24 protein-coding genes and 1 other RNA gene are annotated in these 24827 nt (G+C 60.2%); 13 read left to right on the top strand and 12 right to left on the bottom strand.

The genetic code is table 11. The annotated features are described in order from the left end of the window. The first annotated feature begins 141 nt into the window (after positions 1-141). The 6 genes from ccoG (at position 142) to hemN (ending at position 7116) form a co-directional block, all read left to right on the top strand. Complete coding sequence (gene ccoG, locus E0F99_RS11940) at positions 142-1557, top strand: cytochrome c oxidase accessory protein CcoG (RefSeq protein ID WP_083357373.1); 1416 nt, start codon at positions 142-144, stop codon at positions 1555-1557. Between the two features lie 18 nt (positions 1558-1575). Next, positions 1576-2115 (top strand): FixH family protein, encoded by a 540-nt coding sequence (locus E0F99_RS11935; RefSeq protein ID WP_083357372.1) that lies wholly within the window; start codon positions 1576-1578, stop codon positions 2113-2115. 149 nt (positions 2116-2264) lie between these two features. Next, positions 2265-4715, top strand: a complete 2451-nt coding sequence (locus E0F99_RS11930) for a heavy metal translocating P-type ATPase (RefSeq protein WP_083357371.1) — start codon at positions 2265-2267, stop codon at positions 4713-4715. A 22-nt stretch (positions 4716-4737) separates the two neighbouring features. Further along, positions 4738-4950: a cbb3-type cytochrome oxidase assembly protein CcoS gene (gene ccoS, locus E0F99_RS11925; protein ID WP_017735332.1), complete on the top strand. Its 213-nt coding sequence runs from the start codon at positions 4738-4740 to the stop codon at positions 4948-4950. Continuing rightward, positions 4943-5626 carry a sulfite exporter TauE/SafE family protein gene (locus E0F99_RS11920; RefSeq protein WP_083357370.1) on the top strand — a complete coding sequence of 228 codons (684 nt, stop codon included), beginning with the start codon at positions 4943-4945 and terminating at the stop codon, positions 5624-5626. Before ccoS ends, E0F99_RS11920 begins: the two co-directional genes overlap by 8 nt. Positions 5627-5733: 107 nt before the next feature. Beyond that, positions 5734-7116, top strand: coding sequence for an oxygen-independent coproporphyrinogen III oxidase (hemN, locus tag E0F99_RS11915; RefSeq protein WP_083357369.1), 1383 nt, complete (start codon positions 5734-5736; stop codon positions 7114-7116). 6 nt (positions 7117-7122) lie between these two features. On the opposite strand, the gene E0F99_RS11910 is transcribed toward hemN, so the two are convergent. Then, the gene (locus E0F99_RS11910; RefSeq protein WP_083357368.1) at positions 7123-7593 is read right to left on the bottom strand and encodes a hypothetical protein; all 471 of its coding nucleotides are present in this window, start codon (positions 7591-7593) and stop codon (positions 7123-7125) included. Positions 7594-7746: 153 nt separating this feature from the next. Here E0F99_RS11910 and fnr point away from each other — a divergent pair, with 153 nt between their 5' ends. Together fnr and E0F99_RS11900 are read left to right on the top strand one after the other, a co-directional pair. Beyond that, complete coding sequence (fnr, locus tag E0F99_RS11905) at positions 7747-8481, top strand: fumarate/nitrate reduction transcriptional regulator Fnr (protein WP_083357367.1); 735 nt, start codon at positions 7747-7749, stop codon at positions 8479-8481. An 81-nt stretch (positions 8482-8562) separates the two neighbouring features. Beyond that, positions 8563-9111, top strand: coding sequence for an adenine phosphoribosyltransferase (locus tag E0F99_RS11900; RefSeq protein ID WP_083357366.1), 549 nt, complete (start codon positions 8563-8565; stop codon positions 9109-9111). 21 nt (positions 9112-9132) lie between these two features. On the opposite strand, the gene E0F99_RS11895 is transcribed toward E0F99_RS11900, so the two are convergent. From E0F99_RS11895 to dnaX, 5 genes are all read right to left on the bottom strand, one after another. Continuing rightward, the gene (locus E0F99_RS11895) at positions 9133-10281 is read right to left on the bottom strand and encodes an acyl-CoA dehydrogenase family protein (protein WP_083357365.1); all 1149 of its coding nucleotides are present in this window, start codon (positions 10279-10281) and stop codon (positions 9133-9135) included. A gap of 198 nt (positions 10282-10479) precedes the next feature. Beyond that, positions 10480-11082 (bottom strand): recombination mediator RecR, encoded by a 603-nt coding sequence (gene recR / locus E0F99_RS11890; RefSeq protein WP_083357364.1) that lies wholly within the window; start codon positions 11080-11082, stop codon positions 10480-10482. Between the two features lie 66 nt (positions 11083-11148). Next, complete coding sequence (locus E0F99_RS11885; protein WP_083357363.1) at positions 11149-12183, bottom strand: NADP-dependent oxidoreductase; 1035 nt, start codon at positions 12181-12183, stop codon at positions 11149-11151. Between the two features lie 181 nt (positions 12184-12364). Further along, positions 12365-12703, bottom strand: a complete 339-nt coding sequence (locus E0F99_RS11880; RefSeq protein ID WP_083357362.1) for a YbaB/EbfC family nucleoid-associated protein — start codon at positions 12701-12703, stop codon at positions 12365-12367. A gap of 48 nt (positions 12704-12751) precedes the next feature. Then, the gene (dnaX, locus tag E0F99_RS11875) at positions 12752-14812 is read right to left on the bottom strand and encodes a DNA polymerase III subunit gamma/tau (RefSeq protein WP_130908777.1); all 2061 of its coding nucleotides are present in this window, start codon (positions 14810-14812) and stop codon (positions 12752-12754) included. A 133-nt stretch (positions 14813-14945) separates the two neighbouring features. Here dnaX and E0F99_RS11870 point away from each other — a divergent pair, with 133 nt between their 5' ends. Continuing rightward, positions 14946-15713, top strand: a complete 768-nt coding sequence (locus tag E0F99_RS11870) for a substrate-binding periplasmic protein (protein WP_083357361.1) — start codon at positions 14946-14948, stop codon at positions 15711-15713. Positions 15714-15767: 54 nt separating this feature from the next. Then, positions 15768-16139 (top strand): VOC family protein, encoded by a 372-nt coding sequence (locus E0F99_RS11865; protein ID WP_083357360.1) that lies wholly within the window; start codon positions 15768-15770, stop codon positions 16137-16139. On the opposite strand, the gene E0F99_RS11860 is transcribed toward E0F99_RS11865, so the two are convergent. Beyond that, a complete protein-coding gene (locus E0F99_RS11860; RefSeq protein ID WP_083357359.1) occupies positions 16053-17012 on the bottom strand; it encodes a DMT family transporter in 960 nt (319 codons plus the stop codon). The two genes, E0F99_RS11865 and E0F99_RS11860, sit on opposite strands and share 87 nt — an antisense overlap. Before the next feature lie 102 nt (positions 17013-17114). On the opposite strand from E0F99_RS11860, the gene E0F99_RS11855 reads away from it, so the two are divergent. Together E0F99_RS11855 and E0F99_RS11850 are read left to right on the top strand one after the other, a co-directional pair. After that, positions 17115-17978 carry a LysR family transcriptional regulator gene (locus tag E0F99_RS11855; protein ID WP_083357358.1) on the top strand — a complete coding sequence of 288 codons (864 nt, stop codon included), beginning with the start codon at positions 17115-17117 and terminating at the stop codon, positions 17976-17978. Between the two features lie 60 nt (positions 17979-18038). Then, positions 18039-18941 (top strand): DUF2167 domain-containing protein, encoded by a 903-nt coding sequence (locus tag E0F99_RS11850; RefSeq protein ID WP_083357357.1) that lies wholly within the window; start codon positions 18039-18041, stop codon positions 18939-18941. Positions 18942-19026: 85 nt separating this feature from the next. Here the strand turns inward: E0F99_RS11850 and E0F99_RS11845 are convergent, their stop codons facing one another. The 4 genes from E0F99_RS11845 to E0F99_RS11830 form a co-directional block, all read right to left on the bottom strand. Next, a complete protein-coding gene (locus tag E0F99_RS11845) occupies positions 19027-19617 on the bottom strand; it encodes a hypothetical protein (RefSeq protein WP_083357356.1) in 591 nt (196 codons plus the stop codon). Between the two features lies 1 nt (position 19618). Continuing rightward, the gene (locus E0F99_RS11840; protein ID WP_083357355.1) at positions 19619-20665 is read right to left on the bottom strand and encodes an N-acetylmuramidase family protein; all 1047 of its coding nucleotides are present in this window, start codon (positions 20663-20665) and stop codon (positions 19619-19621) included. 156 nt (positions 20666-20821) lie between these two features. Then, on the bottom strand, positions 20822-21820 hold the full coding sequence (locus E0F99_RS11835; RefSeq protein WP_083357354.1) for an N-acetylmuramidase family protein: 999 nt from the start codon (positions 21818-21820) through the stop codon (positions 20822-20824). 167 nt (positions 21821-21987) lie between these two features. Further along, on the bottom strand, positions 21988-23946 hold the full coding sequence (locus tag E0F99_RS11830; protein WP_083357353.1) for a hypothetical protein: 1959 nt from the start codon (positions 23944-23946) through the stop codon (positions 21988-21990). Between the two features lie 147 nt (positions 23947-24093). On the opposite strand from E0F99_RS11830, the gene E0F99_RS11825 reads away from it, so the two are divergent. Next, on the top strand, positions 24094-24606 hold the full coding sequence (locus E0F99_RS11825) for a hypothetical protein (protein WP_173667111.1): 513 nt from the start codon (positions 24094-24096) through the stop codon (positions 24604-24606). A gap of 104 nt (positions 24607-24710) precedes the next feature. Here E0F99_RS11825 and ffs read toward each other — a convergent pair. Then, positions 24711-24807, bottom strand: an RNA gene (gene ffs, locus E0F99_RS11820) — signal recognition particle sRNA small type. Positions 24808-24827: the final 20 nt, after the last annotated feature.

Genomic DNA, 24827 nt, shown 5'->3' with positions numbered 1-24827 from the left:
TTGATTTCCCCCAACGCGACCAAAGGTCGCACCCTTTCAGCAGTATCAGGGGCGTATCATTACGCCACTGCAAGACCCTATTTTTGACCCCGGTTGGCACGTACTGGCCGAGGCAAATCTCCACCGCCGTGGGATGCAATGATGAGCAACCAAATACCGGTACATGACGTTACCCCGCCTGCCAAAAACTCGAGTCAATCCGTTGACCTTTATGCGTCGCGAGAGAAAATCTACACCCGCGCCTTCACCGGCCTGTTCCGCAATTTGCGCATGCTCGGTGGCGCCGGCTTGTTCCTGCTTTACTTCGGCACCGTGTGGCTGAACTGGGGTGGCCATCAGGCCGTGTGGTGGAACCTGCCGGCGCGTAAATTCTTCATTTTTGGCGCAACCTTCTGGCCCCAGGATTTCATCCTGCTCTCGGGCATTCTGATTGTGGCCGCCTTTGGCCTGTTCTTTATCACCGTGTACGCCGGGCGCGTCTGGTGTGGCTATACCTGCCCGCAAAGCGTGTGGACCTGGATCTTCATGTGGTGTGAAAAGGTCACTGAAGGCGACCGTAACCAGCGCATCAAGCTGGATAAAGCGCCAATGGGCGCCAACAAATTGCTGCGCAAATTCAGCAAGCACACGCTCTGGCTGTTGATCGGTTTTGTCACCGGCATGACCTTCGTCGGCTACTTCTCGCCGATCCGCGAACTGGTGTTCGATTTCTTTACCGGCCAGGCCGATGGCTGGTCGTATTTCTGGGTCGGGTTCTTCACCCTCGCCACCTATGGCAACGCCGGCTGGCTGCGCGAACAGGTGTGCATCTACATGTGCCCGTACGCACGGTTCCAAAGCGTGATGTTCGACAAGGACACCTTGATCGTCTCCTACGACCCGCGCCGGGGCGAAGTGCGGGGCCCGCGCAAAAAAGGCATCGACTACAAGGCCCAGGGCCTGGGCGATTGCATCGATTGCACGATGTGCGTGCAGGTGTGCCCCACCGGTATCGACATCCGCGACGGCCTGCAAATCGAGTGCATCGGCTGCGCCGCCTGTATCGATGCCTGCGACAACATCATGGACAAGATGGACTACCCGCGCGGCCTGATCAGCTACACCACCGAGCACAACCTTTCCGGGCAGACAACCCACAAGCTACGCCCGCGGCTGATCGGTTATGCGTTGGTGTTGCTGGCGATGATCAGCTTGTTGGCCGGCGCATTTTTCATGCGCTCGCTGGTCGGTTTCGACGTCAGCAAAGACCGCGTGCTGTTCCGCGAAAATGCCGAAGGTCGCATCGAAAACGTCTACAGCCTGAAGATCATGAACAAGGACCAGCGCGATCACACCTATGTGCTCGACGCCTCGGGCCTGCCGGACCTCAAGCTGCAGGGGCGACGCGAGATCAAGGTGGCGGCCGGGGAAATCTTCAGCATGCCGGTGGAGTTGTCCAGCGCACCCGAGCAACTGCCGTCGAGCACCAACGAAGTGAAATTCGTCCTCCGGGATGCCGATGACGACAGTGTCCACATTGAAGCCAAGAGCCGATTCATCGGCCCTCAAGTCCGTTAACAAACAGAGAGCGAAACAATGCCCGTAGCGACTGCCGCAAGCCCTTGGTACAAGCACCTCTGGCCCTGGATCATCATTGCCATCCTGGCCTGCTCGGTGACCTTGACCTTGACCATGGTGACCATTGCGGTGAAGAACCCGGACAACCTGGTCAACGACAACTATTACGAGGCTGGCAAAGGCATTAACCGCTCCCTGGACCGCGAACTGCTGGCCCAGACCCTGCAACTGCGCGCCAAGGTGCACCTGGACGAGTTGACCGGTGAAGTCGAATTGCACCTGACCGGCAACAGCAACCCGAGCACCCTGGAACTGAACCTGATTTCCCCGACCCAGCCGGAGAAGGATCGCAAGATCAACCTGGCTCGCAGCGACAGCGAACCCGGCCGCTACATCGGCCAGGTCACCGACAAAGTAGAAGGCCGGCGCTTCGTGGAACTGCTCGGTGTCGAGGGCGATAGAACCTGGCGCCTGTTCGAAGAAGAACAGGTCAGCCACGACAAGGACTTGCTGCTGGGTGATGAGCCGTTGCAGGGCGCTGAAGACCTGAAGAATTAAACAGCCTGCGCTTAGATCGTTCCCACGCTCTGCGTGGGAATGCAGCCCGTGACGCTCTGCGTCACAACAGCGGACGCGGAGCGTCCAGCGAGGCGTTACCACGCAGAGCGTGGGAACGATCATCGGACAGCCGACTAAGATCTATACCCATGAGCACCCCAACCCCCTGCTACCACTGCGCCCTGCCCGTGCCGCCCGGCAGCCGGTTTACCGCCGTAATCCTCGGCGAGCGCCGCGAGCTGTGCTGCCCCGGCTGCCAAGCGGTGGCCGAAGCCATTGTGGCCGGTGGGCTGGAAAGCTATTACCAGCACCGCAGCGAAGCCTCGGCCAACCCCGAGGCGCTGCCGGTGCAACTGGCCGACGAGCTGGCCCTGTACGACCGCGCCGACGTGCAAAAACCCTTTGTGCGCCACGACGGCGAACTCGCCGAAACCACCCTGATGATGGAAGGCATCAGTTGCGCCGCCTGTGGCTGGCTGATCGAAAAACACCTGCGCAGCCTGCCCGCCGTGGCCGAGGCGCGGCTGAACCTGTCCAACCACCGGCTGCACGTGCGCTGGGCCGACGGGCAATTGCCATTGAGCCAGCTGCTCAGCGAGCTGCGCCACATCGGCTATGCCGCCCACCCTTACCAGGCGGATCGCGCCGCCGAGCAACTGGCTGGCGAGAACCGCCTGGCCCTGCGCCAACTGGGTGTGGCGGGCTTGCTGTGGTTCCAGGCGATGATGGCGACGATGGCCACCTGGCCGGAATTCAACATCGACCTGAGCCCGGAGCTGCACGTGATCCTGCGCTGGGTGGCGATGTTTCTGACCACGCCCATCGTGTTTTACAGCTGTGCGCCGTTCTTCAAGGGCGCTTTGCGCGACCTGCGCACGCGGCACCTGACCATGGACGTGTCCGTGTCCCTGGCGATTGGCGGTGCGTATCTGGCGGGTATCTGGACCGCGATTACCGGTACGGGCGAACTTTACTTCGACGCGGTGGGTATGTTCGCGCTGTTCCTGCTGGCCGGCCGCTACCTGGAGCGCCGAGCGCGGGAACGCACGGCCGCCGCCACCGCGCAGTTGGTCAACCTGTTGCCCGCCTCGTGCCTGCGCCTCAAACAGGATGGCCAGAGCGAACGCATCCTGCTCAGCGAATTGGCCGTGGGTGATCGTGTATTGGTGCATCCCGGCGCGGTATTGCCGGCGGACGGGGTGATTCTCGACGGCCAATCGAGCATCGATGAATCCCTGCTCACCGGCGAGTACCTGCCGCAGCCCCGCAACGTGAGTGATGCGGTCACCGCCGGCACACTCAACGTCGAAGGCGCGCTGACCGTCGAGGTACGCGCCTTGGGCCACGACACGCGCCTGTCCGCCATCGTGCGCCTGCTGGAGCGCGCCCAGGCCGAGAAACCACGCCTGGCGCAAATCGCCGACCGTGCGGCGCAATGGTTTCTATTGTGTTCGCTGATCGCCGCCGCCTTGATCGGGCTGCTGTGGTGGGAGCTGGACGCCTCGCGGGCATTCTGGATTGTGCTGGCGATGCTGGTAGCGACCTGCCCGTGCGCGCTGTCGCTGGCCACGCCGACCGCGCTCACCGCCGCCACCGGCACGCTGCATACACTCGGGCTGTTGCTGACACGCGGGCATGTGCTGGAAGGTTTGAATCAGATCGACACAGTGATCTTCGACAAGACCGGCACGCTGACCGAAGGCCGCCTGGCACTGCGCGCGATCCGCCCCTTGAGCACGCTGAACAGCGATGAATGCCTGAGCCTCGGCGCCGCCTTGGAAAACCGCTCCGAACATCCGATTGCGCGGGCTTTTGGCCGTGCGCCGTTGGCCGCCGATGAAGTCCTCAGTTTCCCTGGCCTGGGCCTTGAAGGCCACGTAGGCGAGCGCCAATTGCGCATCGGCGAGCCGGCTTTTGTTTGCGCACTGAGCGGCTGTCTGATCCCCGAGTCTCCGGATGAGGCGGGCCAATGGCTGCTGCTCGGCGACCGTGACGGCGCCCTCGCCTGGTTCGTGCTGGATGACCGCCTGCGCAGCGACGCGCCGGCCTTGCTGGCCGCGTGCAGGGCGCGCGGTTGGCGCACGCTGTTGCTGTCGGGCGACAGCTCGCCGATGGTCGCCAGTGTCGCCGCCGACTTAGGCATCGACGAGGCCCACGGCGGCCTGCGCCCCGACGCTAAACTGCAGGTGCTGCAACAACTGCACAAGGAAGGGCGCAAGGTGCTGATGCTCGGCGATGGCGTCAACGATGTGCCGGTGCTCGCCGCCGCCGATATCAGTGTGGCGATGGGCTCGGCCACGGACCTGGCGAAAACCAGCGCCGACGCGGTACTGCTGTCCAACCGCCTCGACGCATTGGTGCAGGCGTTTACCCTGGCACGGCGCACCCGTCGGGTAATCATCGAGAACCTGCTATGGGCCGGGCTGTACAATGGCCTTATGCTGCCGTTTGCTGCCCTCGGCTGGATCACCCCGATCTGGGCGGCGATCGGCATGTCCCTCAGCTCGTTGACTGTGGTGCTCAATGCCTTACGCCTGACTGGCCTGCCGAGCGCGCCGGCTAAAAGCGCCACCTTAGTAACCCGCTCGCTGCCGGCTTGAGCCGCGCGAGCATGGAGTGCAGATGCCAGCTCTATACGTGATGATTCCAGCGGCACTGCTGTTAGTCGGCGTCGCCATCTACATCTTCTTCTGGGCGGTGGACAGCGGCCAGTACGACGACCTCGATGGCCCGGCCCACAGCGTGCTGTTTGACGACCAGGACCCGAACCACTTGGCGGCTGTCGACGAAGCCAACGGGCCAGAGCAACCGCCCAAAGACCCACCCCATGCTTGAACTCGCGCCGCTGCTGGTCTCCGCGCTCATCCTTGGCCTGCTGGGTGGCGGCCACTGCCTGGGCATGTGCGGCGGGCTGATGGGCGCGCTGACCCTGGCGATCCCCAAGGAACAACGCAGCCGCCGCTTTCGTTTGCTGCTGGCGTACAACCTGGGGCGCATCTTCAGCTATGCCGCCGCCGGGTTATTGATCGGCCTGGCCGGCTGGGCGGTGGCCAACAGCCCGGCGGCGATGTTCATGCGTGTGCTCGCCGGCTTGCTGCTGATCAGCATGGGCCTGTACCTGGCCGGCTGGTGGAGCGGCCTCACCCGAATCGAAAGCCTCGGACGCGGCCTGTGGCGCTATATACAGCCCATCGCCAACCGTTTGCTGCCGGTGTCCAGCCTGCCCCGCGCGTTACTGCTGGGCGCGCTGTGGGGCTGGCTGCCATGCGGGCTGGTTTACAGCACCCTGCTGTGGGCCGCGAGCCAGGGAAGCGCGGTAGACAGTGCGTTGCTGATGCTGGCGTTCGGGCTGGGTACCTGGCCGGTGTTGCTGGCTACCGGGCTGGCGGCTGAGCGAGTCACGGCTTTGCTGCGCAAACGCAGCGTGCGTGTAGCCGGTGGTTTGCTGGTGATTCTCTTTGGTCTATGGACGTTGCCCGGCCCGCACCAGCACTGGCTGATGGGCCATTAGTGCCTTGCCTCTGTGGCATAGCGCCGCTCCCCGTTGATGCAAATCAAGATGCCATCCCAACCCTGCCCCTAGACTCGGCCCACTAGCCAATCCCGGGGACCGCCCGCATGCTCGACGCCATTCGTTGGGACACCGATCTGATTCACCGCTACGACTTGGCGGGGCCGCGTTACACGTCCTACCCCACCGCCGTACAATTCGACAGCCAAGTCGGCACCTTCGACCTGCTCCACGCCCTGCGCGACAGCCGCAAAGCCGTACGGCCCTTGTCGCTGTATGTGCACGTACCGTTCTGCGCGAACATTTGCTACTACTGCGCCTGCAACAAGGTCATCACCAAGGACCGTGGCCGCGCCCAGGCCTATCTGCAACGCCTGGAGCAGGAAATCCAGCTGATGGCCTGCCACCTCGACCCCAAACAGCCGGTTGAGCAATTGCACTTCGGCGGCGGTACGCCGACCTTTCTCAGCCACGACGAACTGCGCCAGGTGATGGCATGCCTGCGTCAGCATTTCAATTTGCAGGGCGATGATTCCGGCGACTACGGTATCGAAATCGACCCGCGTGAAGCCGACTGGGCAACGATGGGCCTGCTGCGTGAATTGGGCTTCAACCGCGTGAGCATTGGCCTGCAAGACCTCGACCCCGAGGTGCAACGTGCGGTCAATCGCCTGCAAAGTCTTGAAGAAACCCGCGCAGTGATTGATGCGGCGCGCACCCTGCAGTTTCGCTCAATCAATATCGACCTGATCTACGGCTTGCCCCAGCAAACGCCGATCAACTTCGCGCGCACCGTGGAGGAAGTGATCAAGCTGCAACCCGATCGTTTGTCGGTGTTTAACTACGCGCACCTGCCGGAGCGGTTCATGCCACAGCGGCGGATCAACACCGACGATCTGCCCTCACCGGCGGAAAAGCTGTTGATGCTGCAAACCACCATCGAGCAGTTGACCCGCGCGGGCTATCGTTACATCGGCATGGACCACTTTGCCCTGCCGGATGATGAACTGGCGGTGGCCCAGGAAGAAGGCACGCTGCAACGCAACTTCCAGGGCTACACCACCCACGGGCATTGCGACTTGATTGGTTTGGGGGTGTCGGCGATCAGCCAGATCGGCGACCTGTATTGCCAGAACAGCAGCGACCTCAATCACTACCAGAACGCTCTGGCCGGCGCGCAACTGGCCACCAGCCGTGGCTTGGTGTGCACCACGGATGATCGGTTACGCCGTGAGGTCATTCAGCAGTTGATCTGCAATTTCAGCCTGAGATTCGAACAGATCGAACAGGCCTTCAATATCGATTTTCGCGGCTATTTCGACGAACTATGGCCGCAGTTGGAGACGATGGCCGACGACGGGCTGATCGAGCTGGACGCGCAAGGCATTCGCGTACTGCCCGCCGGGCGCTTGTTGGTGCGTTCGGTGTGCATGGTGTTCGATGCCTACCTGGAGCACCAGAACAGGCAACGATTTTCGCGGGTGATCTGAAGGCAGCTACTTCATTGCCAGGGCAGCGGTCTTAGCTGCGTCGTTGGCAGGCATGTCTTTCATCGCCTTAGTCAAGGACGCCTGAGCGCCATTCAAGCTCGCTTGTAAAGCGCTCAGCGCACTTTGCAGACCAGAGAGGCGGGCTCGCATCTGATCAGGGCTGAGGTTTTTATCAGCCATCAGCGCAGTCATCTCAGCCTGCTTCTCGGCAATCTGCTTTTTGATCTCACGAATCATCTTCAGCAGATTCTTGACGTTATCCGACAGGCCGCTGTCGTCGATATCGCTGTTGGAGGTTTTCTCATCCGCCGCAGCCTTCATCGCCGCACCGGAAATCGTAACCGCCACACCTTCGACCGCCGTGGAATCGGCCAGCGGTGACGAGTTGTTGGTAGTGTCTCCCACCTTGTCCTTTTGGGGTTGTGGCGCAGCAGGAATACGAATACTTGAAGGATTTATACTACTGATGGAAGACATAACTCTGGTCCATGGTTACTGAGTTGTCATCTTGTATCGACCCCGATACAAAAAGCTTTATATCTTTGCTGCTTTTTTGTACACGCTGGCCTCACAGCACCCCGGTGCGTTACCCTTACGTCTTATGTGTGTTTCCCCACAAGGATTTAAGAAATGTCCGAGCCAGTCAAACTGCGCGCTCACAGCCAGGCCCATTGCAAGGATTGCAGCCTGGCCCCCCTCTGCCTGCCACTTTCGTTGAATTTGGAAGACATGGAAGCGCTGGACGAAATCGTTAAACGTGGTCGCCCCCTGAAAAAAGGCGAGTTTCTGTTTCGCCAGGGCGACAAATTCGATTCCGTTTATGCAGTGCGTTCGGGGGCGTTGAAGACGTTCAGCCTGAGCGACGGCGGCGAAGAGCAAATCACCGGTTTCCACCTGCCCAGCGAACTGGTCGGGTTGTCGGGCATGGACACGGAGATTCACCCGGTGTCGGCCCAGGCGCTGGAGACGACCTCGGTGTGCGAAATCCCCTTCGAGCGCCTGGATGAACTGGCCCTGCAATTGCCGCAGTTGCGCCGCCAACTGATGCGCGTGATGAGCCGCGAAATTCGCGACGACCAGCAGATGATGCTGCTGTTATCGAAGAAAACCGCCGACGAGCGCATCGCCACGTTCCTGGTCAACCTGTCGGCACGTTTCCGTGCCCGTGGGTTCTCGGCCAACCAATTCCGGCTGAGCATGTCACGCAATGAAATCGGTAATTACCTGGGCCTCGCGGTGGAAACCGTGTCCCGCGTGTTCACCCGTTTTCAGCAGAACGAGCTGATTGCCGCCGAAGGCAAGGAAGTGCACATCCTCGACCCTATCCAGCTCTGCGCGCTGGCGGGGGGCTCGCTGGAAAGCTGATGCAGGCACCTGCGGCCGCGCCAATCAGCGAAGCCGCAGGTATACTTCGAGTCCGTTTTCCGCTCCCAGGACTCTTCGACGATGACCTTCGATTCGTTCGACATCAAATCCCTGATCCGCCCCGTCATCGACTTCCCCAAGCCTGGGGTGATCTTTCGTGACATCACGCCCTTGTTTCAATCGCCCCGGGCCCTGCGCCTGGTCGCCGACAGTTTTGCCCAACGTTATGTCGAAGCCGACTTCAGCCACATCGGCGCGATGGATGCGCGGGGCTTCCTGATCGGCTCGATCATCGCCTACCAACTGAACAAACCGCTGATCCTGTTCCGCAAGCAGGGCAAGCTGCCGGCTGACGTGCTGGCCGAGGGCTACCAGACTGAATACGGCGAAGCCTTCCTGGAAGTGCACGCCGACAGCCTGTGCGAAGGCGACTCGGTGTTGATGTTCGATGATCTGATCGCCACCGGCGGTACCTTGATCGCTGCCGCTAACCTGGTGCGGCGCATGGGCGCGAAGATTTTTGAAGCGGCGGCAATCATTGATTTGCCGGAGCTGGGTGGCTCACAGCGCTTGCAAGACATGGGGATTCCGACGTTTTGTCTGACCCAGTTTGCGTTGACTGAGCGTTAAAGGTCGCTTGGACTGACGCCATCAAAGCCCCATCTGCTTGCTGATGATTTCATTCATCACTTCGCGGGTGCCGCCACCGATGGACAGGATGCGGTTGTCACGATAGAGCCGCTCCACCAGGCTGCCGCGCATGTAACCTTGGCCGCCGAGGATCTGCACCGCGTCGTAAGTAACGCGATCGGCGGTGTCGGTGGCCAGGTTCTTGGCCATCGAAATCTCCTTGATCACACTCATGCCCGCCGCCATTTTCGCCGCCTGGCGATAAGTGAATTCCCGAGACACTTCCACCGCAGTCGCCATCTCGGCAAGCCGATGCTTGAGCACCTGAAATTTGCCGATGGGCTTGCCAAAGGCTTCGCGTTGGGCGGCCCATTTGAGGCTTTCCTCCAGCGCCAGTTGTGCGGTCATATTGGCCATCAACGCCAGGGCCAGGCGCTCACGTTGGAAATTGCCCATGATGCAGGCAAAGCCCATGTTCTCGACGCCGATCAGGTTGCCCACAGGCACGTGGCAGTCGTCAAAGAACAACTCAGCCGTGTCCGACGCCCACCAACCCATTTTCTTCAACGGCTGACCGACCGTGAAACCGGGGGTGTCTTTTTCGATGAGCACTAAGCTGATACCGCCAAAGCCCGGCCCGCCCGTACGGACGGCCACGGTGTAGAAGTCGGCGCGAATGCCACTGGTGATAAAGGTTTTGCTACCGCTCACGCGGTAATGCTCACCATCACGGATGGCGCGGGTTTGCAGGTTGGCTACATCGGAGCCACCACCAGGCTCGGTGACGGCCAAGGCGATGATCTTCTCCCCGGCTAACACCGGGGGCGCGACGCGCTTACGCACCTCGGGCCGTGCCCATTTGACGACGGGCGGCAGGCCGATATCCAGCGAACCCAGGCCTGCCACGACCCCACCGGAACCACAGCGCATCAACTCTTCGCTGGCGGCAACCTTGGCGAACAGATCACCTTCGTGACTGCCGCCCAGGCTTTCGGGATAACCGATGCCCAGAATGCCCGCCGCGCCGGCCTTGAGGTACAGCTCACGGGGAAAGCTTTCGGCCTCCTCCCACTGCTCAATGCCCGGCAACATCTCGCGCTCGACAAAACGGCGCACGCTGTCGCGGACCAATTGGTGGCTGGGGTCGAAGTAATCCTGGTAGGCAGACATCGGCAAGCTCCACGGTGAGGTGGAACGAACTTACCAAGCGCTTGCTTGGTTTTCAAGCCAAATGCATTTCCCGCCAACACCACACAACCACTGTGGGAGAGGGCTTGCCCCGAGAGCGGTGGGCCAGCCCTAACCAGGCTGACTGAGACACTGCAATCGGAAGCAAGCCCCCGCCTACCTTTCAGATTGTGTTGTTCTTTAAAGGGCGATCGGTTTGCGCCCTGCAAACGAATGCGCCAACGTCCCGCCGTCCACCAACTCCAGCTCACCACCCAACGGCACGCCATGGGCGATACGCGAGGTGATCAAGCCTTTATTGGTCAGCAACTGGGCGATGTAATGCGCGGTTGCCTCACCCTCCACCGTCGGGTTGGTCGCCAGGATTACCTCGGTAAAGGTGCCCTGTTCTTCAATGCGCGCCACCAGTTGCGGAATGCCGATGGCTTCCGGCCCCAGCCCATCCAACGGCGAGAGGTGCCCTTTAAGCACAAAATAGCGGCCGCGATAACCGGTTTGCTCCACCGCGTACACATCCATCGGCCCTTCCACCACGCACAGCAGCGTGTCGTCGCGGCGTGGGTCGGCGCATTGTGGGCAGAGGTCTTCCTCGGTGAGGGTGCGGCACTGGCGGCAGTGGCCTACACCGGTCATGGCCTGGCTCAGGGCCTGGGCCAACCGGGTGCCGCCGCTGCGATCACGCTCCAGCAGTTGCAGCGCCATACGCTGGGCGGTTTTCTGACCCACACCCGGCAAGGTGCGCAGGGCGTCGATCAGTTGGCGAATCAGGGGGCTGAAGCTCATGAGCGAATGGTCCGACAAAACAACGAGACGCGGTTTATACCCGCGCCTCGGATTAGCGTCAAATGGTCAATCCTGCGCGACGCGCACCACCAACTTGCCGAAGTTGCGCCCCTCAAGCAAACCAATAAAGGCTTCGGGCGCCTGCTCCAGGCCCTCGACCACGTCTTCGCGGAACTTGATCTTGCCATCACGCACCCACGGCGCCATGGCGCTGAGGAATTCAGGCTGGCGATCACCGTAGTCGTCGAACACGATAAAGCCCTGGATGCGCACGCGCTTGGTCAGCAAGGTGCGTTGCAGCGCCGGCAGACGGTCGGGACCGGTTGGCGCTTCATGGGCGTTGTAGCCGGCGATCAAGCCGCACAAGGGAATCCGTGCTTTGGGGTTGAGCAACGGCAGCACCGCGTCGAACACCTTGCCGCCGACGTTTTCAAAGTAGATGTCCACGCCGTTGAAGCAGGCCTGGGCCAATTCATTGGCAAAATGGGCGCTCTTGTGGTCGATACAGGCGTCAAACCCCAACTCATCCACCACGTAGCGGCACTTGTCTGCGCCACCGGCGATACCCACCACGCGCAAGCCCTTGAGCTTGGCCACCTGGCCCACCACCGAGCCGACCGCGCCGGACGCCGCCGCCACCACCAGGGTTTCCCCATCCTTGGGCTGACCGATATCCATCAGGCCCATGTACGCAGTCATACCCGGCATGCCCAGCACACCCAGCGCCATCGACGGGCTCGCAAGGCCCTTGGGCACCGGGATCAGATTAAGTCCGTCGCAAACGCTGTGGCTTTGCCAGCCGGTGGAGCCGACTACCAGGTCACCCACTTCGAATTTCGGGTGGCGCGATTGCTCGATACGGCTGACAGCGCCACCGGTCATAACCTCGTCGATTTCAACCGGAGCGGCGTAGGACGGTGCGTCACTCATGCGGCCACGCATATAGGGATCGAGGGACAGGTACAGCGTTTTCAATAGCACCTGGCCCTCCGCCAACTCGGGCAAGTTCACGCGTTCCAGGCGGAAATTTTCCGGGGTCGGTGCGCCTTGAGGGCGCGAAACCAGCACAACGCGCTGGTTCAGAATCGTTTCTTCAGACATCAGGGAACTCCTTTATCGAATCCATCGGTATAGGGTGCAGACCCTGTCTGGCGCGCCAGGGTTCATATTGAACGCAATGCGTCCAGGCGGCGTGAGGTTACTGCCCACCGAAACGATCACCGCACAAACAAAAATGCCAGGCTCGATGCCTGGCATTTTCATTCTAGCGAAAGCTCACCGATCAGAACGGCATCTTCATGCCCGGCGGCAATTGCATACCAGCCGTCACGCCGGACATTTTGTCCTGGCTGTTGGCTTCGATCTTGCGCACGGCGTCGTTGACGGCCGCAGCGAACAGCGCTTCAAGCATTTCCAGGTCATCTTCGCTGGTGCCTGGCAATACGCTTGGGTCGATGCTCACGCGCTTGATATCGTGACGACCGGTCATCACTACGCTGACCATATCGCCACCGGCTTTACCGGTGACTTCGGCGTTGGCCAGTTCTTCCTGCATCTTGGCCATCTTTTCCTGCATCTGCTGCGCCTGCTTCATCAGGCCGGCCATGCCACCTTTCATCATGGGAATCACCTCAAAAGTACGTGGATCAATTTAGTTAATAGCCCCGTGTCATGACGCTTGGGGCACCGGGGCTTCGACAGGTTCAATAGTATCGTGACGCACGACCGCGCCGAACTGTTGCATCATTTGCTGGATAAGCGGATCACCCTGGATCGATTCTTCGGCCTCGCGCTGACGGTTGATACGTCGACGGGTTGCCGCCTGGGCCGGGGTTTCCTGCTCGGGCTTGATCAACTCGATGGTGATGGTCAGGGTGCGCTCATGGTATTGGTTCAGCGCATCGTTGAGCCGTCGCTGCTGGGTCGCGTTGAACAAGGCGCTATGGGCAGGGTCCAGGTGCAACACCCAGTGGTCGCCCTCGACGGCAATCAAGGTGCAGTTGGCGGCAATGCTGCCGGTCATGCCGGAGATCGGCAACTTCGGAAACAATTCCAGCCATTGCAACGCCAGGCCGGTGGCCGGGGCGGCAGCAGGTTCCGCTTCGGGCTCAGGAGTAGGCTCGGCGGTGTGTTCGCTGGCCAGGTCATCCAGATAGCTGTAGGCCGAATCCATGTCCGGCTCGATGTAATCTTCGTCCAGTGGCGGCTCGTCGTCGAGGTCGATGCCCGGGGTGGCGGCTTCGACTTGGGCAACGGTCGGCTCTGGAACGGGGGCTGAAACCCACTCGGGCGCCGCCTGCACCACGCTGTCAGGCGTCGATGCTGGCATTGGCGTCAGTTCGGGCTGCTCGCCGCTGGTTTCCAGTACAGGCTCCACGGCAGGCTGCAGTTCAACCTCAGGCTCGGCGTCTACCGGGTCGTTCCAGGGCAGATCGACCACCGGGGCCGGCTCAGGCTCAGGCTCGATCACCGGCGTAGGCTCAACCACAGGCGCGGCGACCACAGGTTCAGGCGCCGGAGCTGCCGGCGCAGGCGCAGCAACGACTGGCGCGACCCTTGCCGCGCCAGCCACTGGTTTGGCGGAATCAACTGTGGCCTGGCTGATCCCCACTGGCTTTAGCGGCTGTCTCGGTGCGTCTGCCGTATCCGCCGGCCGGAACGCCAGCATGCGCAGCAGGACCATTTCGAAGCCTGCGCGCGGGTCCGGTGCCAGGGGCAAGTCGCGTCGACCAATCAGGCCCATCTGGTAGTAGAACTGCACGTCTTCGGCCGGCAATGCCTGGGCCAACGCCAATACGCGGTCGCGGTCGCCATGGCCGTTGTCGACGCCTTCAGGCAAGGCCTGGGCGATCGCAACGCGGTGTAAGACGTTAAGGATTTCCGAGAGCACGCCGTTCCAGTCCGGGCCTTGCTCCGACAAGTGGCGCACGGCCTCGAGCAACGCCTTGGCGTCACCTTCGATCAGCGCGTGCAGCACGCCGAACACCTGGCCGTGGTCGAGGGTGCCGAGCATGGCGCGCACGTCGGCGGCCATGACCTTGCCTTCACCGAAGGCAATGGCCTGGTCGGTGAGGCTCATGGCATCGCGCATCGAACCATCTGCAGCGCGCCCGAGCAGCCACAGGGCGTCGTCTTCGAACGGCACGTTCTCGACACCCAACACGTGGGTCAAATGTTCGACCACCCGCTCAGGGGTCATATTTTTCAGCGAGAACTGCAGGCACCGCGACAGAATAGTTGCAGGAAGCTTCTGCGGGTCAGTGGTGGCCAGAATGAATTTGACGTAGGGCGGCGGCTCTTCCAGGGTTTTCAACAAGGCGTTGAAGGAATGGCTGGAGAGCATGTGCACTTCGTCGATCAGGTAGACCTTGAAGCGGCCACGGCTCGGTGCGTACTGCACGTTGTCGAGCAGCTCGCGGGTGTCTTCAACCTTGGTGCGGCTCGCGGCGTCGATCTCGATCAAGTCGACAAAACGCCCTTCGTCGATCTCCCGGCATACCGAGCAGGTGCCGCAGGGGGTCGATGTGATACCTGTCTCACAGTTCAGGCATTTGGCGATGATCCGCGCAATGGTGGTCTTGCCCACCCCCCGCGTACCGGTGAACAGGTACGCGTGGTGCAGCCGTTGGCTGTCCAAGGCATTGATCAGAGCCTTGAGCACATGGGTCTGGCCGACCATTTCGCGGAACGAGCGCGGGCGCCATTTACGTGCAAGAACCTGATAACTCATCGAAAACCGTCGCAACTGGGAAGCGGAAGCCGGTAATGCTAGCGGAGCAAGGGGGAAATTGCATCCGGCACGCTCGTCTAATCTGACTAAGCTCTCCTCAATGGCCCCGCAAAGGCCTGAACCCGGAGAGTGTATGCGCGTAGTCCTGGGCGCCTTATGGATGATTTGCGGTGCCAGCCTCGCGGCACCCACGCCGTTGCGCTTCTCGGTTTCCGACAGCTGGGCGATGCCCATGGTCCAACTGGAGAACAACCGGCCGACCCAGGGCATTTTGTATGACTTGATGTTAAGCCTGGCCACCCAAGTCGGGCGCCCCGCCAAGTTCCACGTACTGGCCCGAGGGCGCATCGCCAATGCGATGAAGCGCGGCCACATTGATGTGCGCTGTTATGTCACCCAGGCCTGGGTGGACGACCTGCCCGGCGACTACGTCTGGAGCGTGCCGCTGATGGTGCAGCGCAATGTGATGGTCAGCAGCCACACTGCGCGGTCACCTGTGCAAGTGGGCAAACTGGCACCACAGCCGATCGGCACAGTGCTCAACTACCGCTACGCGGCACTCGACCCGCTGTTTGCCAACGGCCAACTGACCCGTGACGATTCGCGCAGCGAAGAACTGGTGCTGCATAAGCTGGTGGCCGGTCGTTTCGACTATGCGGTGATCAACGAATGGACATTGGACCGCTTCAACCTGAATCTGCCGCCGAAGCAGCGCTTGCACAAGGTCGCGATCGTCGACGAGCAACGCCTGGGCTGCATCGTGCGTAACGATCCGAACGTGCCGGTGCAGCAGATTTTACGCACGCTGCAGCAGATGAAGATGTCGGGAGAGATCGACGACACCATCAAGCTTTACACCGGTGAGAATGCGCAGCCCCTGCACACTCCTGACAAGAACTGACAGCACCGCCTTATAGACTGGGCTCACGTAATCGCCCGTTCTCAAGGAACCCACATGACCAGCGTCGCCCATTATTTCCTGCTCTACGTCGACAGCCCGGCCACCAGCGCCAACTTCTACAGCCGCCTGCTGGACAAGCCGCCGGTGGAACTGAACCCGACCTTTGCCCTGTTCATTCTCGACAACGGCGTGAAGCTGGGGTTGTGGTCGAGACACACCGTGGAGCCGGCAGCGCACATTACCGGCGGCGGTGGCGAGGTCGGATTTTCGTTGCCCGACCCAGCTGCCGTGGAGGCCCTGCACGATCAATGGGTTGCGCGCGGCGCGACGATCATCCAGTCACCGACGACCCTGGATTTCGGCTACACCTTTGTCGCCGAGGACCTCGATGGCCACCGGCTGCGCGCGTTCAGCCTGAGCGACTGACCGCCAGCGGCCCTCCAGGCTGATGGCCGCCACGCTGGCCAGCACCATCACTGCGCCCAGCATCACCTGCCGGGCAATGTGCTCGCCCAGCAGGGTCGAAGCCATCACCATGGCCACGGGCGGAATCAGGTACATCGCCACCGATGCGCGGCTGACCTCGACGTGTTTCAACACGTAGGCCCAGCCGAGATACGCCAAGGCGCTGGGGAAAATGCCGAGTATCAGCACTGCCAGGTTTTCCAGCGGCGGCGCCTGCCCGACGGCATTGGCCAAGCCCGGCAGGTTCACGCTCAGCATCAGGGTGCCCGCCCACACCATGTAGCACGCCATGGTCAGCGGGCTATAACGATGGGCGTAGTGTTTCTGGATGGCGAAGTAAAGGCTCCACGAGGCCGCTGCCAACAGGATCAGCAAACCATGCGGGTCGATGTCGCCCACGCCCTGATCGCCCCAGATCACCACCAACACCCCGAGCAAACCCAGCAACACACAACCCCAACGCCAGGCACTGACCCGCTCCTTCAAGCAGAAGAACGCAATCAACACACTGAACAGCGGTGCCGACTGCGCCAGCACACTCGACGCCGCCGCGGTCACCCACTGCTGCCCGTAATTGAGGCTGGTGTGGTGCACGAACACCCCGAAAAAACCCAGTACCAATAACCACGGCACATCGCGCCAACGCGGGCGGCCGATGCCCACCACCAACGCCACGCCCGCCATGAATACTGATGCGATCAGGAACCGCAGCAGCGCCAACTGGCCAGGGCTGTAGCTGTGCAGCCCCATGTGCACACCAATCGGTGAATAGGCCCAGCAGAGGATGACGCCAGCGACGACTAGCGTAAGCTTTAAGGGTGACGGGGTATTCATCGATGACGTCCGGCAACCGAGAAGGAATGCCGTCAGTCTTGGCCCGCGCAACGCGTAGGACCATTAAGTGTTTCTGACTTCTGAAATCATTGGAACTGAGCAATGGAACTGGCCCAACTGAAAATGGTGCGAGCCGTGGCGCAAACCGGCAGCGTGGCCCAGGCCGCCCTGCAGTTGCACTGCGTGCCGTCCAACATCACCACGCGCATCAAACAGTTGGAAAGCGAGTTGGGCACACCGCTGTTTATTCGTGCGGGCCGCGGGTTGGCGATCAGTGCCGCCGGTGAGATCTTCCTGGATTACTGCGAACGCATCCTGGCGCTGGTGGACGAGTCCAAACGCGCGGTGGATGCCAACGCCATTCCCCGCGGCACCTTGCGCATTGGCGCCGTCGAGTCCAGTGCCAGTGGCCGCCTGCCGCCGTTACTGGCGCAATACCATCGGCGCTACCCCGACGTCTCGCTCGAACTGGTCACCGGCGCCTGGGCGCAGTTGCTGGACGATTTGCAACACCACCGTCTCGACGTGGCCTTGGTGGCGTCCGGTGGCAAACGCGCCAAGCTCGAACACAGCGTGGTCTACAGCGAACGCCTGGTGCTGATCGCCAGCGCGTCCAGCGCGCCGATCAACAGCGCCGAAGACCTGGCCGGGCGCACCTTGCTGGTCTGGCCACCCGGCTGCCCGTATCGCGCGGCGCTGGAAAACTGGGTCAAGCCCCACGATTTCAAGCCAAGCATCGCCACCTATGCCAGCTGGGGCACGATCATCGGCTGCGTCAGCGCGGGGATTGGCGTGGCGTTGGCGCCGGAAGGCATCCTGGCCCGCTATGAGCAGGCGAATCAGTTGGCGTCTTATCGGTTTGAGGCGTTGCAGGCCGTGGACAACCTGCTGTTCTGGCACAAGGACACCCAGCGACACTTGGCACGGGATGCGTTCGCCGAGCTGCTGCGCGAGACGTTTGGCTAACCTAAGCGGCAAATTTCAGATATTCTCCCGCGAAATTAATTCAAAATGTAAGGGACTACCATGAATTACTTCCGCGCGTTGATCGCGGCGGCCGCCTTGAGCCTGTCTGCCATACCCGCCTTTGCTGCCCCAGCGCCTGCGCCTGACGAAGCCAGCGCACCCGCCGAAACGGCTGAGCACTTCCTCGCCTCACTCAAGCAGAAGACCGGCACGGTCACTCTGCCCAGTGGCATAGCAACGCTCAAGCTCAACGATGAGTTCTACTACCTCGACCCCGCCGACACCGAGCGCTTGTTGACCGATGGCTGGGGTAACCCGCCAGGCTTCAAGACCTTGGGCATGATCGTGCCAAAAGCAGTCAGCCCGTTGTCGGAACGCGGCTGGGGTGTGATCGTCAGCTACAAGGCTGATGGGCATGTTTCCGACGAGGACGCGGCGAAAATCGACTACGCCGAACTGCTCAAGCAGATGCAGGAAGAAGACGAAGAGGACAACAAACAGCGCCAGAAACAAGGCTACGCTGGCCTGCACCTGCTTGGCTGGGCCGAGCCGCCGCGCTACGACGCCACCACTCACAAAATGTATTGGGCACGCGAGCTGAAGGCCGACGACGCCCAACAGACCACCCTCAACTACAGTATCCGCGTGCTGGGCCGTGAAGGCGTGTTGGAACTCAACGCCGTCGCCGCCATGGCCGACTTGGCCACCATCCAGCAGGAAATGCCCCAGATTCTGGCCTTTACCAACTTTACCGATGGCAACCTGTACACCGACTTCAACCCGAAGACCGACAAGCTGGCCACTTATGGCCTGGCTGCATTGGTTGCCGGTGGGATAGCGGCCAAGGCCGGGTTGTTCGCCAAGATCGGCATATTCCTGCTGGCGGCGAAGAAGTTTCTGGTGATCGGTGTGGTGGCGCTGCTCGCTGTGATCCGCAGGCTGTTCAACCGCAACAAGGCCTGAACCCCGGATATAAAAACGCCGCAACGTGCATGGCACGTTGCGGCGTAGAGGGTTGGCTCAGTTCTACACAGCTCTGGCTGCTGGCTCAGCTTTTGGGTGCAGACAGGCGACTGTATTGGTCCTGGCTGATCCAGCCGGTGAACGTATGGTCCTTGGCATTGGTGAACGCCACCTGGGCCCAACCATCCTTGAACGCCAGTACGCCGACCACATCATCCTTGATGATATACGGGTGCTTGCCAGCAGTGTCGCCAGGGGTTTTCAGCAGCGGCGCCTTGTCGGCAGTCACCGTCACCAGGCCGATCCATTGGTTGCTGGCGGTCTGGGTCAGGTCCAGCCCGGTGGCGATTTCCGGCATCAGCACGCTCATGCAGCCCGGATGCTGACGGCCCTGTTCCACGGTCAGCGTCACGCCGTCGGAGGAGGCCGCCACGCTGCCAGGGTAGGCCTCATCGAGCCAGGTGGTGAGCGCTTCGGGCTTGCCTTGCAGATAGAACGTGCACGTGCGCGTCACGCCCTCGCCCAATTCTTCTACGTAGTAACCTTCGACTTGGTGATCAGGCGTGACCGCCAGCATCAACCCTTCGTACTTGCCCGAGTGCAACTCGGCGGTGCTGGCCCATGCGGGCGTCACGGCACATAACGACAACACGCCCACTGCTAGAAATCGGATCATCTTATTTCTTCCCCTCAAGTGCTTCGTAGGCATGCTTGATACGGCGGTCATAATCGCCGTAATCCTTGCCGTTATAGTTACGCGCCATGGCGACGTAGTCTTTGTCTTTCATGGCTTTGATCAACGCCGGGCTTTTGCTGCAAAAACCGAGGAATGCCTTTAATTGGTTGCCAGCATTTATCTTTAATGCCGCCGCGAATTCAAACACGGTTTTGTAACCACAAGAGGTGTAGTTGAACCCCATGATCTGAAACATGCCCCAGGACGCTGACATCAACGCCGCTTCCTGGTCCAGCGCAAACGCGGTGGCCATGGTTTCCCACGCCTTGGTTTGGTCTTTGTTATTGGCCTGCCACTGCGGCCCGGCTTTCTTCACATAGGGATACGACAGCAGCGGGTGCGCCTGGTCGTAGATATGCTTGGTGTACTTGCGAAACAGGTGCCCTTCAAAAGCGATCACCGGCAATTTGGCGGGACCGAAACCGGAGCGCCCACCGGACTCGACGGTAGCGAAGGCCTTGATGATATTCACCGAAATACCGCTGCCCAAGTGTGTGGCGGCGTTCTGGAAGTCGGTCTCGGTGAGCGTCATGCCGCCATCGCACGTGGCCTGGAGCATCAATTGCCGGTTGCGCCGCTCGGCCTCGACCATCGCGCGCATGCGGTCCAGGTACACATTGACCGTGGCCTGCACGGCGTCGCCGTTGTTATTGCCGAACACATTGAGAAAGCTCGGAATACGCATGGTCGGGAAGGTTTTCACCGGCACCTTCACCGCTTCTTCGATCAGGCTATTGAAGGTCCGGCCGGTAGGGTCGATCACACCATCGGGGTGCGCGTATTTGAGATGGCGAAACTGATACTGGCTGATGCACTGCACCAACTGGCCGTCGCATTTGCCGTTTTCGGTCAGCGGGAAACCCATCTTGGGAATGATCAAATTGAATAAATACTGGATGCACTGAACATCGGCAGGCAAGTTGCGCGCTTTACTGGGCGCGCCTACCGAAGCACTGATAAGACGGGGCAACCCTTGCAGGCTTTTCATCACAGACATCCTTGTTAGTTAAAGAAGTGATAGCACTTCAATATCAAGCCGGCACACTTGTCACATATTGAAACAAGTGGCCGGCGCAAACTAACAAGATGGTTTTCGGTTGTCCAGTAGGCGCTATGAGCGTTGTGAAACAGCCGTCATGCGCGGCTACTTTTTCCTTTCCAATGCCTCATAGGCTTTTTGGATTCGCTTGTCGTAGTCGCCATAATCACTGCCGTTGTAGTTGAAGGCCATGCCGGCATAATCCTTATTCTTCATGGCCTTGAGCAAGGCCGGGTTCTTGCGGCAAAAACCGACGAACGCCTGCAATTGGTGGCCAGCATTGAGCTTCATCGCGCTGACAAAATCGAACACGGTCTTGTAGCCGCAGGCGGCGAAGTTGAAGCCCATGATTTGAAACATTCCGTAGGACGCCGACATCAGCGCCGCCTTCTGGTCCAAATTGAACGCATCGGACAAGGTCCTCCACGCCGTCGCCTGGTCCTTGTTATTGGCTCGCCATTGCTGGTCGGCCTTGACCAGGTAAGGAGCAGACAAATAGGGATGGCTCTTGTCGTATTTGCCCTTGGTATATTTACGAAAGATGTGCCTCTCATAGGCAATTATCGGCATTTTGGCTGGCCCGAACCCGGAGCGCCCACCGGACTCGACAGTGGCGAAAGCCTTGATGATATTCATCGAGATAGCGCCACCTAACTGAATGGCAGCGTTCTGAAAGTCAGCTTCGAGCAGGGTTACGCCACCATCGCATGTGGCCGTCGTAACCCATTGCTGCTTGTCCGACAGAGGTTGGATCGGCGCCGGGGCGAGCCCAGGGAGCTGTTTAACCTTGGCAGCAAACTCATTGGCCTGGGGGGCGGAATTTGCCTTGCGCGCCTCTTCAACCAAGCTGCTGAAGGTCCGACCTGCCGGGTCAATCACCCCATCGGCATTGGCAAACTTGAGACGATTCAACTGATAGTCGCGGATGCGGTGGATCAACAGAGGCCCGCACCTGCCGTCCAACACCAAGGGCGAAACCGATGTGGGTGCGATCAGATTCAACAGAAGCTGGATAGTGTGAACATCAGCAGGCACATTGTGGGCCTTGCCTGGGGTGCCCACAGAGGCACTGATAAGACTGGGTAACCCTTGAGGGCTGGTCATGGCAATCATCCTTGTTAAGGAAATAAGTGCCATCACATCTTCACTACTCCAGCACCACGGTCATGTTCTAAAAAACCATTTATGACGTTAGCACGCGGCGTAGAGTTGTCCAGCAGATTGCCGTATTGGCTTGCTAAAAACGTGCTCAGTAAGACCTGTGCAACGCCTCAAAAACCGGGGGTTTCACGGTATTGATGACCGTGGTACTCGATCCACTCGACCACATCGTAAGGAAGATAAAGCTGCTGCTTGGCGCGCGAGATTGCGATGTACACAGCACAGATCCGCGCATCCAGCTCATAAGCATTCTTGAACCTCACGCTGGTGAGCAGTTCGGTCGTCAGCAGAACCCGATCGAACTCCATGCCCCCGGCGTCCTCCGCCATCATCAGCAGGCAGCTTTTGCCGGGTGGACCGATCATCCGGTTCAATTGGGTTAAATCGGCGACTTTGAAGCCATTATCCAACTCGGACTCAACCCAGAGAAACGCTTCATCAAATTGATTGGCCTCACGCACCTGTTTCCAGTCGGGCAAGTCGCTGAAATACGGGTGCACGCCCTTTGTGCTCTGACCGGGGGTGTAGAAGTCCGACTTGAACAATTCGATCGCGGTGGTCATGAAATAGATGAGATCGCGCTGCGCCGCGGCCTGGGCAAAACTGAATGCACAATTGGCATCGTGCAGTTGCAGGGCCCACTTCATCATGTCCCATTTGGACGCGGTCAACACCACACAGCCTTGCGGTGGCACAAAGCCCATCGGGTAAAACTCAATGCCGACGTCAGCATCACGGGCGCCCTCGAAAAGCACCTTGCTCTTGTTCGAGTGCCGGTGGATCAGCGGATTAACCAATTGCTCGACATTGCGGCCTGATCGCACGGAGTAGCTGATATTACTGTGCCGAACATCGCGCCCCCGTGTGACCATGACCCCACGGGTCTGCTGATACTCATCCCCAAGGGTAATCAGCACTTGACGGCCACGCTCAATAATCTGCATCAACGATTCGGGAATATCCTGGCTCTCGTCAATGAACACGTGCGTATAACGAGGCGGCACCACACAGCCCGCCAAGCTTGCACGCTTGATCATCAACAACGCATCAAAGCCCGTCTGGCTGGCCCATAGCGGGTTCGCCTCAAGGTAGCGCCACACACGGCTCGAATACTCCAGGAGCACCCTGATATCCACGCTGGCCAGAGGCTGCTTGAAAAAAGGCAGGTGCCGCTCCGACAGGCTGTAATCCCGGGAACTGCAATAGCATTCGAGCACCTTGAAGCACACCTCCAGGGCAGCGGGCGCATCGAGGTGACGAAAGCCGAGGACATTCAACTCCTGCGCCAGCGCTTCCCGGCTCGGCCCTCTCAGCGGCGTACGCGCCGATTGGGCCCTTGGGCCGTACAACAAGGTGCTCGCAAAGCCCTGGAAGGTCTGGCCTGCTCGCTTCTCAGTCTGCGTCACCATGCGTCGACGCAGTGTGTCCAACTTGTCATCGCTGCGCGCCAACAGCAGTGCTTTTCCCGGCTGCAGGTGTTCGATCAAGGCAACCAGCAGGTGGCTCTTGCCTATCCCGGCATAGCCTTGCACATGCAGGTTCTCGTCCAAATTGGCACGAAAGGTTTTGATTAGTTTGTCTTGCTCAACGCTCAACCAACGCTCGCGATGCCTGGGCGTGACCATCTGCTGACTGAACGGGTTGTTACCTTGAAGGTGACGCAGCTTGTACCCCGCATCCCACTGGCCATCAGGCAACAGATACGCCTGCGCCAGGACTTCATCGGCCAGCAGAAAACGCAGCTTCAACTTTTTCACGACGTCCAGGCCGAAGTACAACTTACGCGGGTCGAACAGACGCCGTGCCTCCGACTGTAACCCCCCAACCGCTAAATGCCTGGCCTCGACAGCCCAGCCAATCAGCTTGGCCAGAATTTTCTCGGCATTCTGAGCGGTGAGATCCTTTTCAGGCATTTGCGCCAGGTTCTGTATGACCAGCAGCGCGGCCAATTCGGGATTGGTCAGGGTGACAAGTGCCTTTACGTCAGCGGCTTCCAACACGCCCTTGGCGGTTTCAAAGGTGATGGGCAAGAAAACGGGGCTGGATAAATCAAAATGTTCGGGGTGCATACATCCTCAGAGCCAGTGAAGATTCGTCACGGCTATCATCATCTGACGCGCAGGTCGTTTCAGCGGGCAAACGCCAAGTATGCCACCCTTCAGCGCAGGTGATAGCCCTTCTGGGCTACTGTGAATGGCGCCAAGGCCCCTGGCGCCGTGGCACCTGATCTGTCGCGCCCTTCAATTGCGCAAACCCATTCAGTGATATTCGACGGCAAAACGTTTGTACTGAAATTCCAGAAAAATGGCCTGCGGGAGTATTTCCCAGAGAACGAAAGCGTCGAAGCCTGGAATGAAAGGGTGGACTTCACCGTGGTCCCTGCCGAACTGAACCGCTTCGAACCCCTGGAACTGCGCACACGCACCGTCCAACTGCACCAGAAGGAAAACCCGCAGATGCCGGCGATCATGTCGACGGACAACCGCACCGGGATCCTGTATTTGATGCTGTTTTATCCCTCGGCGCTGCGTAAAGACGGGCACTTTTGTGAATACAGTTTCTTCAAGTATTACCGCGACAGCGGCACGGGCCAGACCATCATCTTTCATTTCGCCAGGAACGTACCGGCCGATAAACCGCAGACACCGGCCGAGCTTTCACAAAGCGTGACGGCAATCGGGCAGGAAATAGTGCCGGTGATAAAGGCATTCCCCCTTTACCGCCCGTAGTGCTATCGAGCGCACAGCAAAAAACACTTCGCAGGCAGTGAATGCCAGCAAAACACATAAAAGATTGGAATTTGGGGGATACAAGCAGAGCGTTATGGAGGCAACCCCACCAGCCACACCCCGGCACACAATGTTCCCGCTGTGGCTGCTGCCTTCCGGCTCTGACCAGGTTCACGGGTAATCGTTGCGGGGGGACCGATGGGGTCACCATAACGACGCTG

Source organism: Pseudomonas antarctica (assembly GCF_900624995.1).
GTDB lineage: Bacteria > Pseudomonadota > Gammaproteobacteria > Pseudomonadales > Pseudomonadaceae > Aquipseudomonas > Aquipseudomonas antarctica.
The sequence above is the reverse complement of the archived record's forward strand: the minus strand, read 5'-3'. Positions and strand labels throughout refer to the sequence as shown.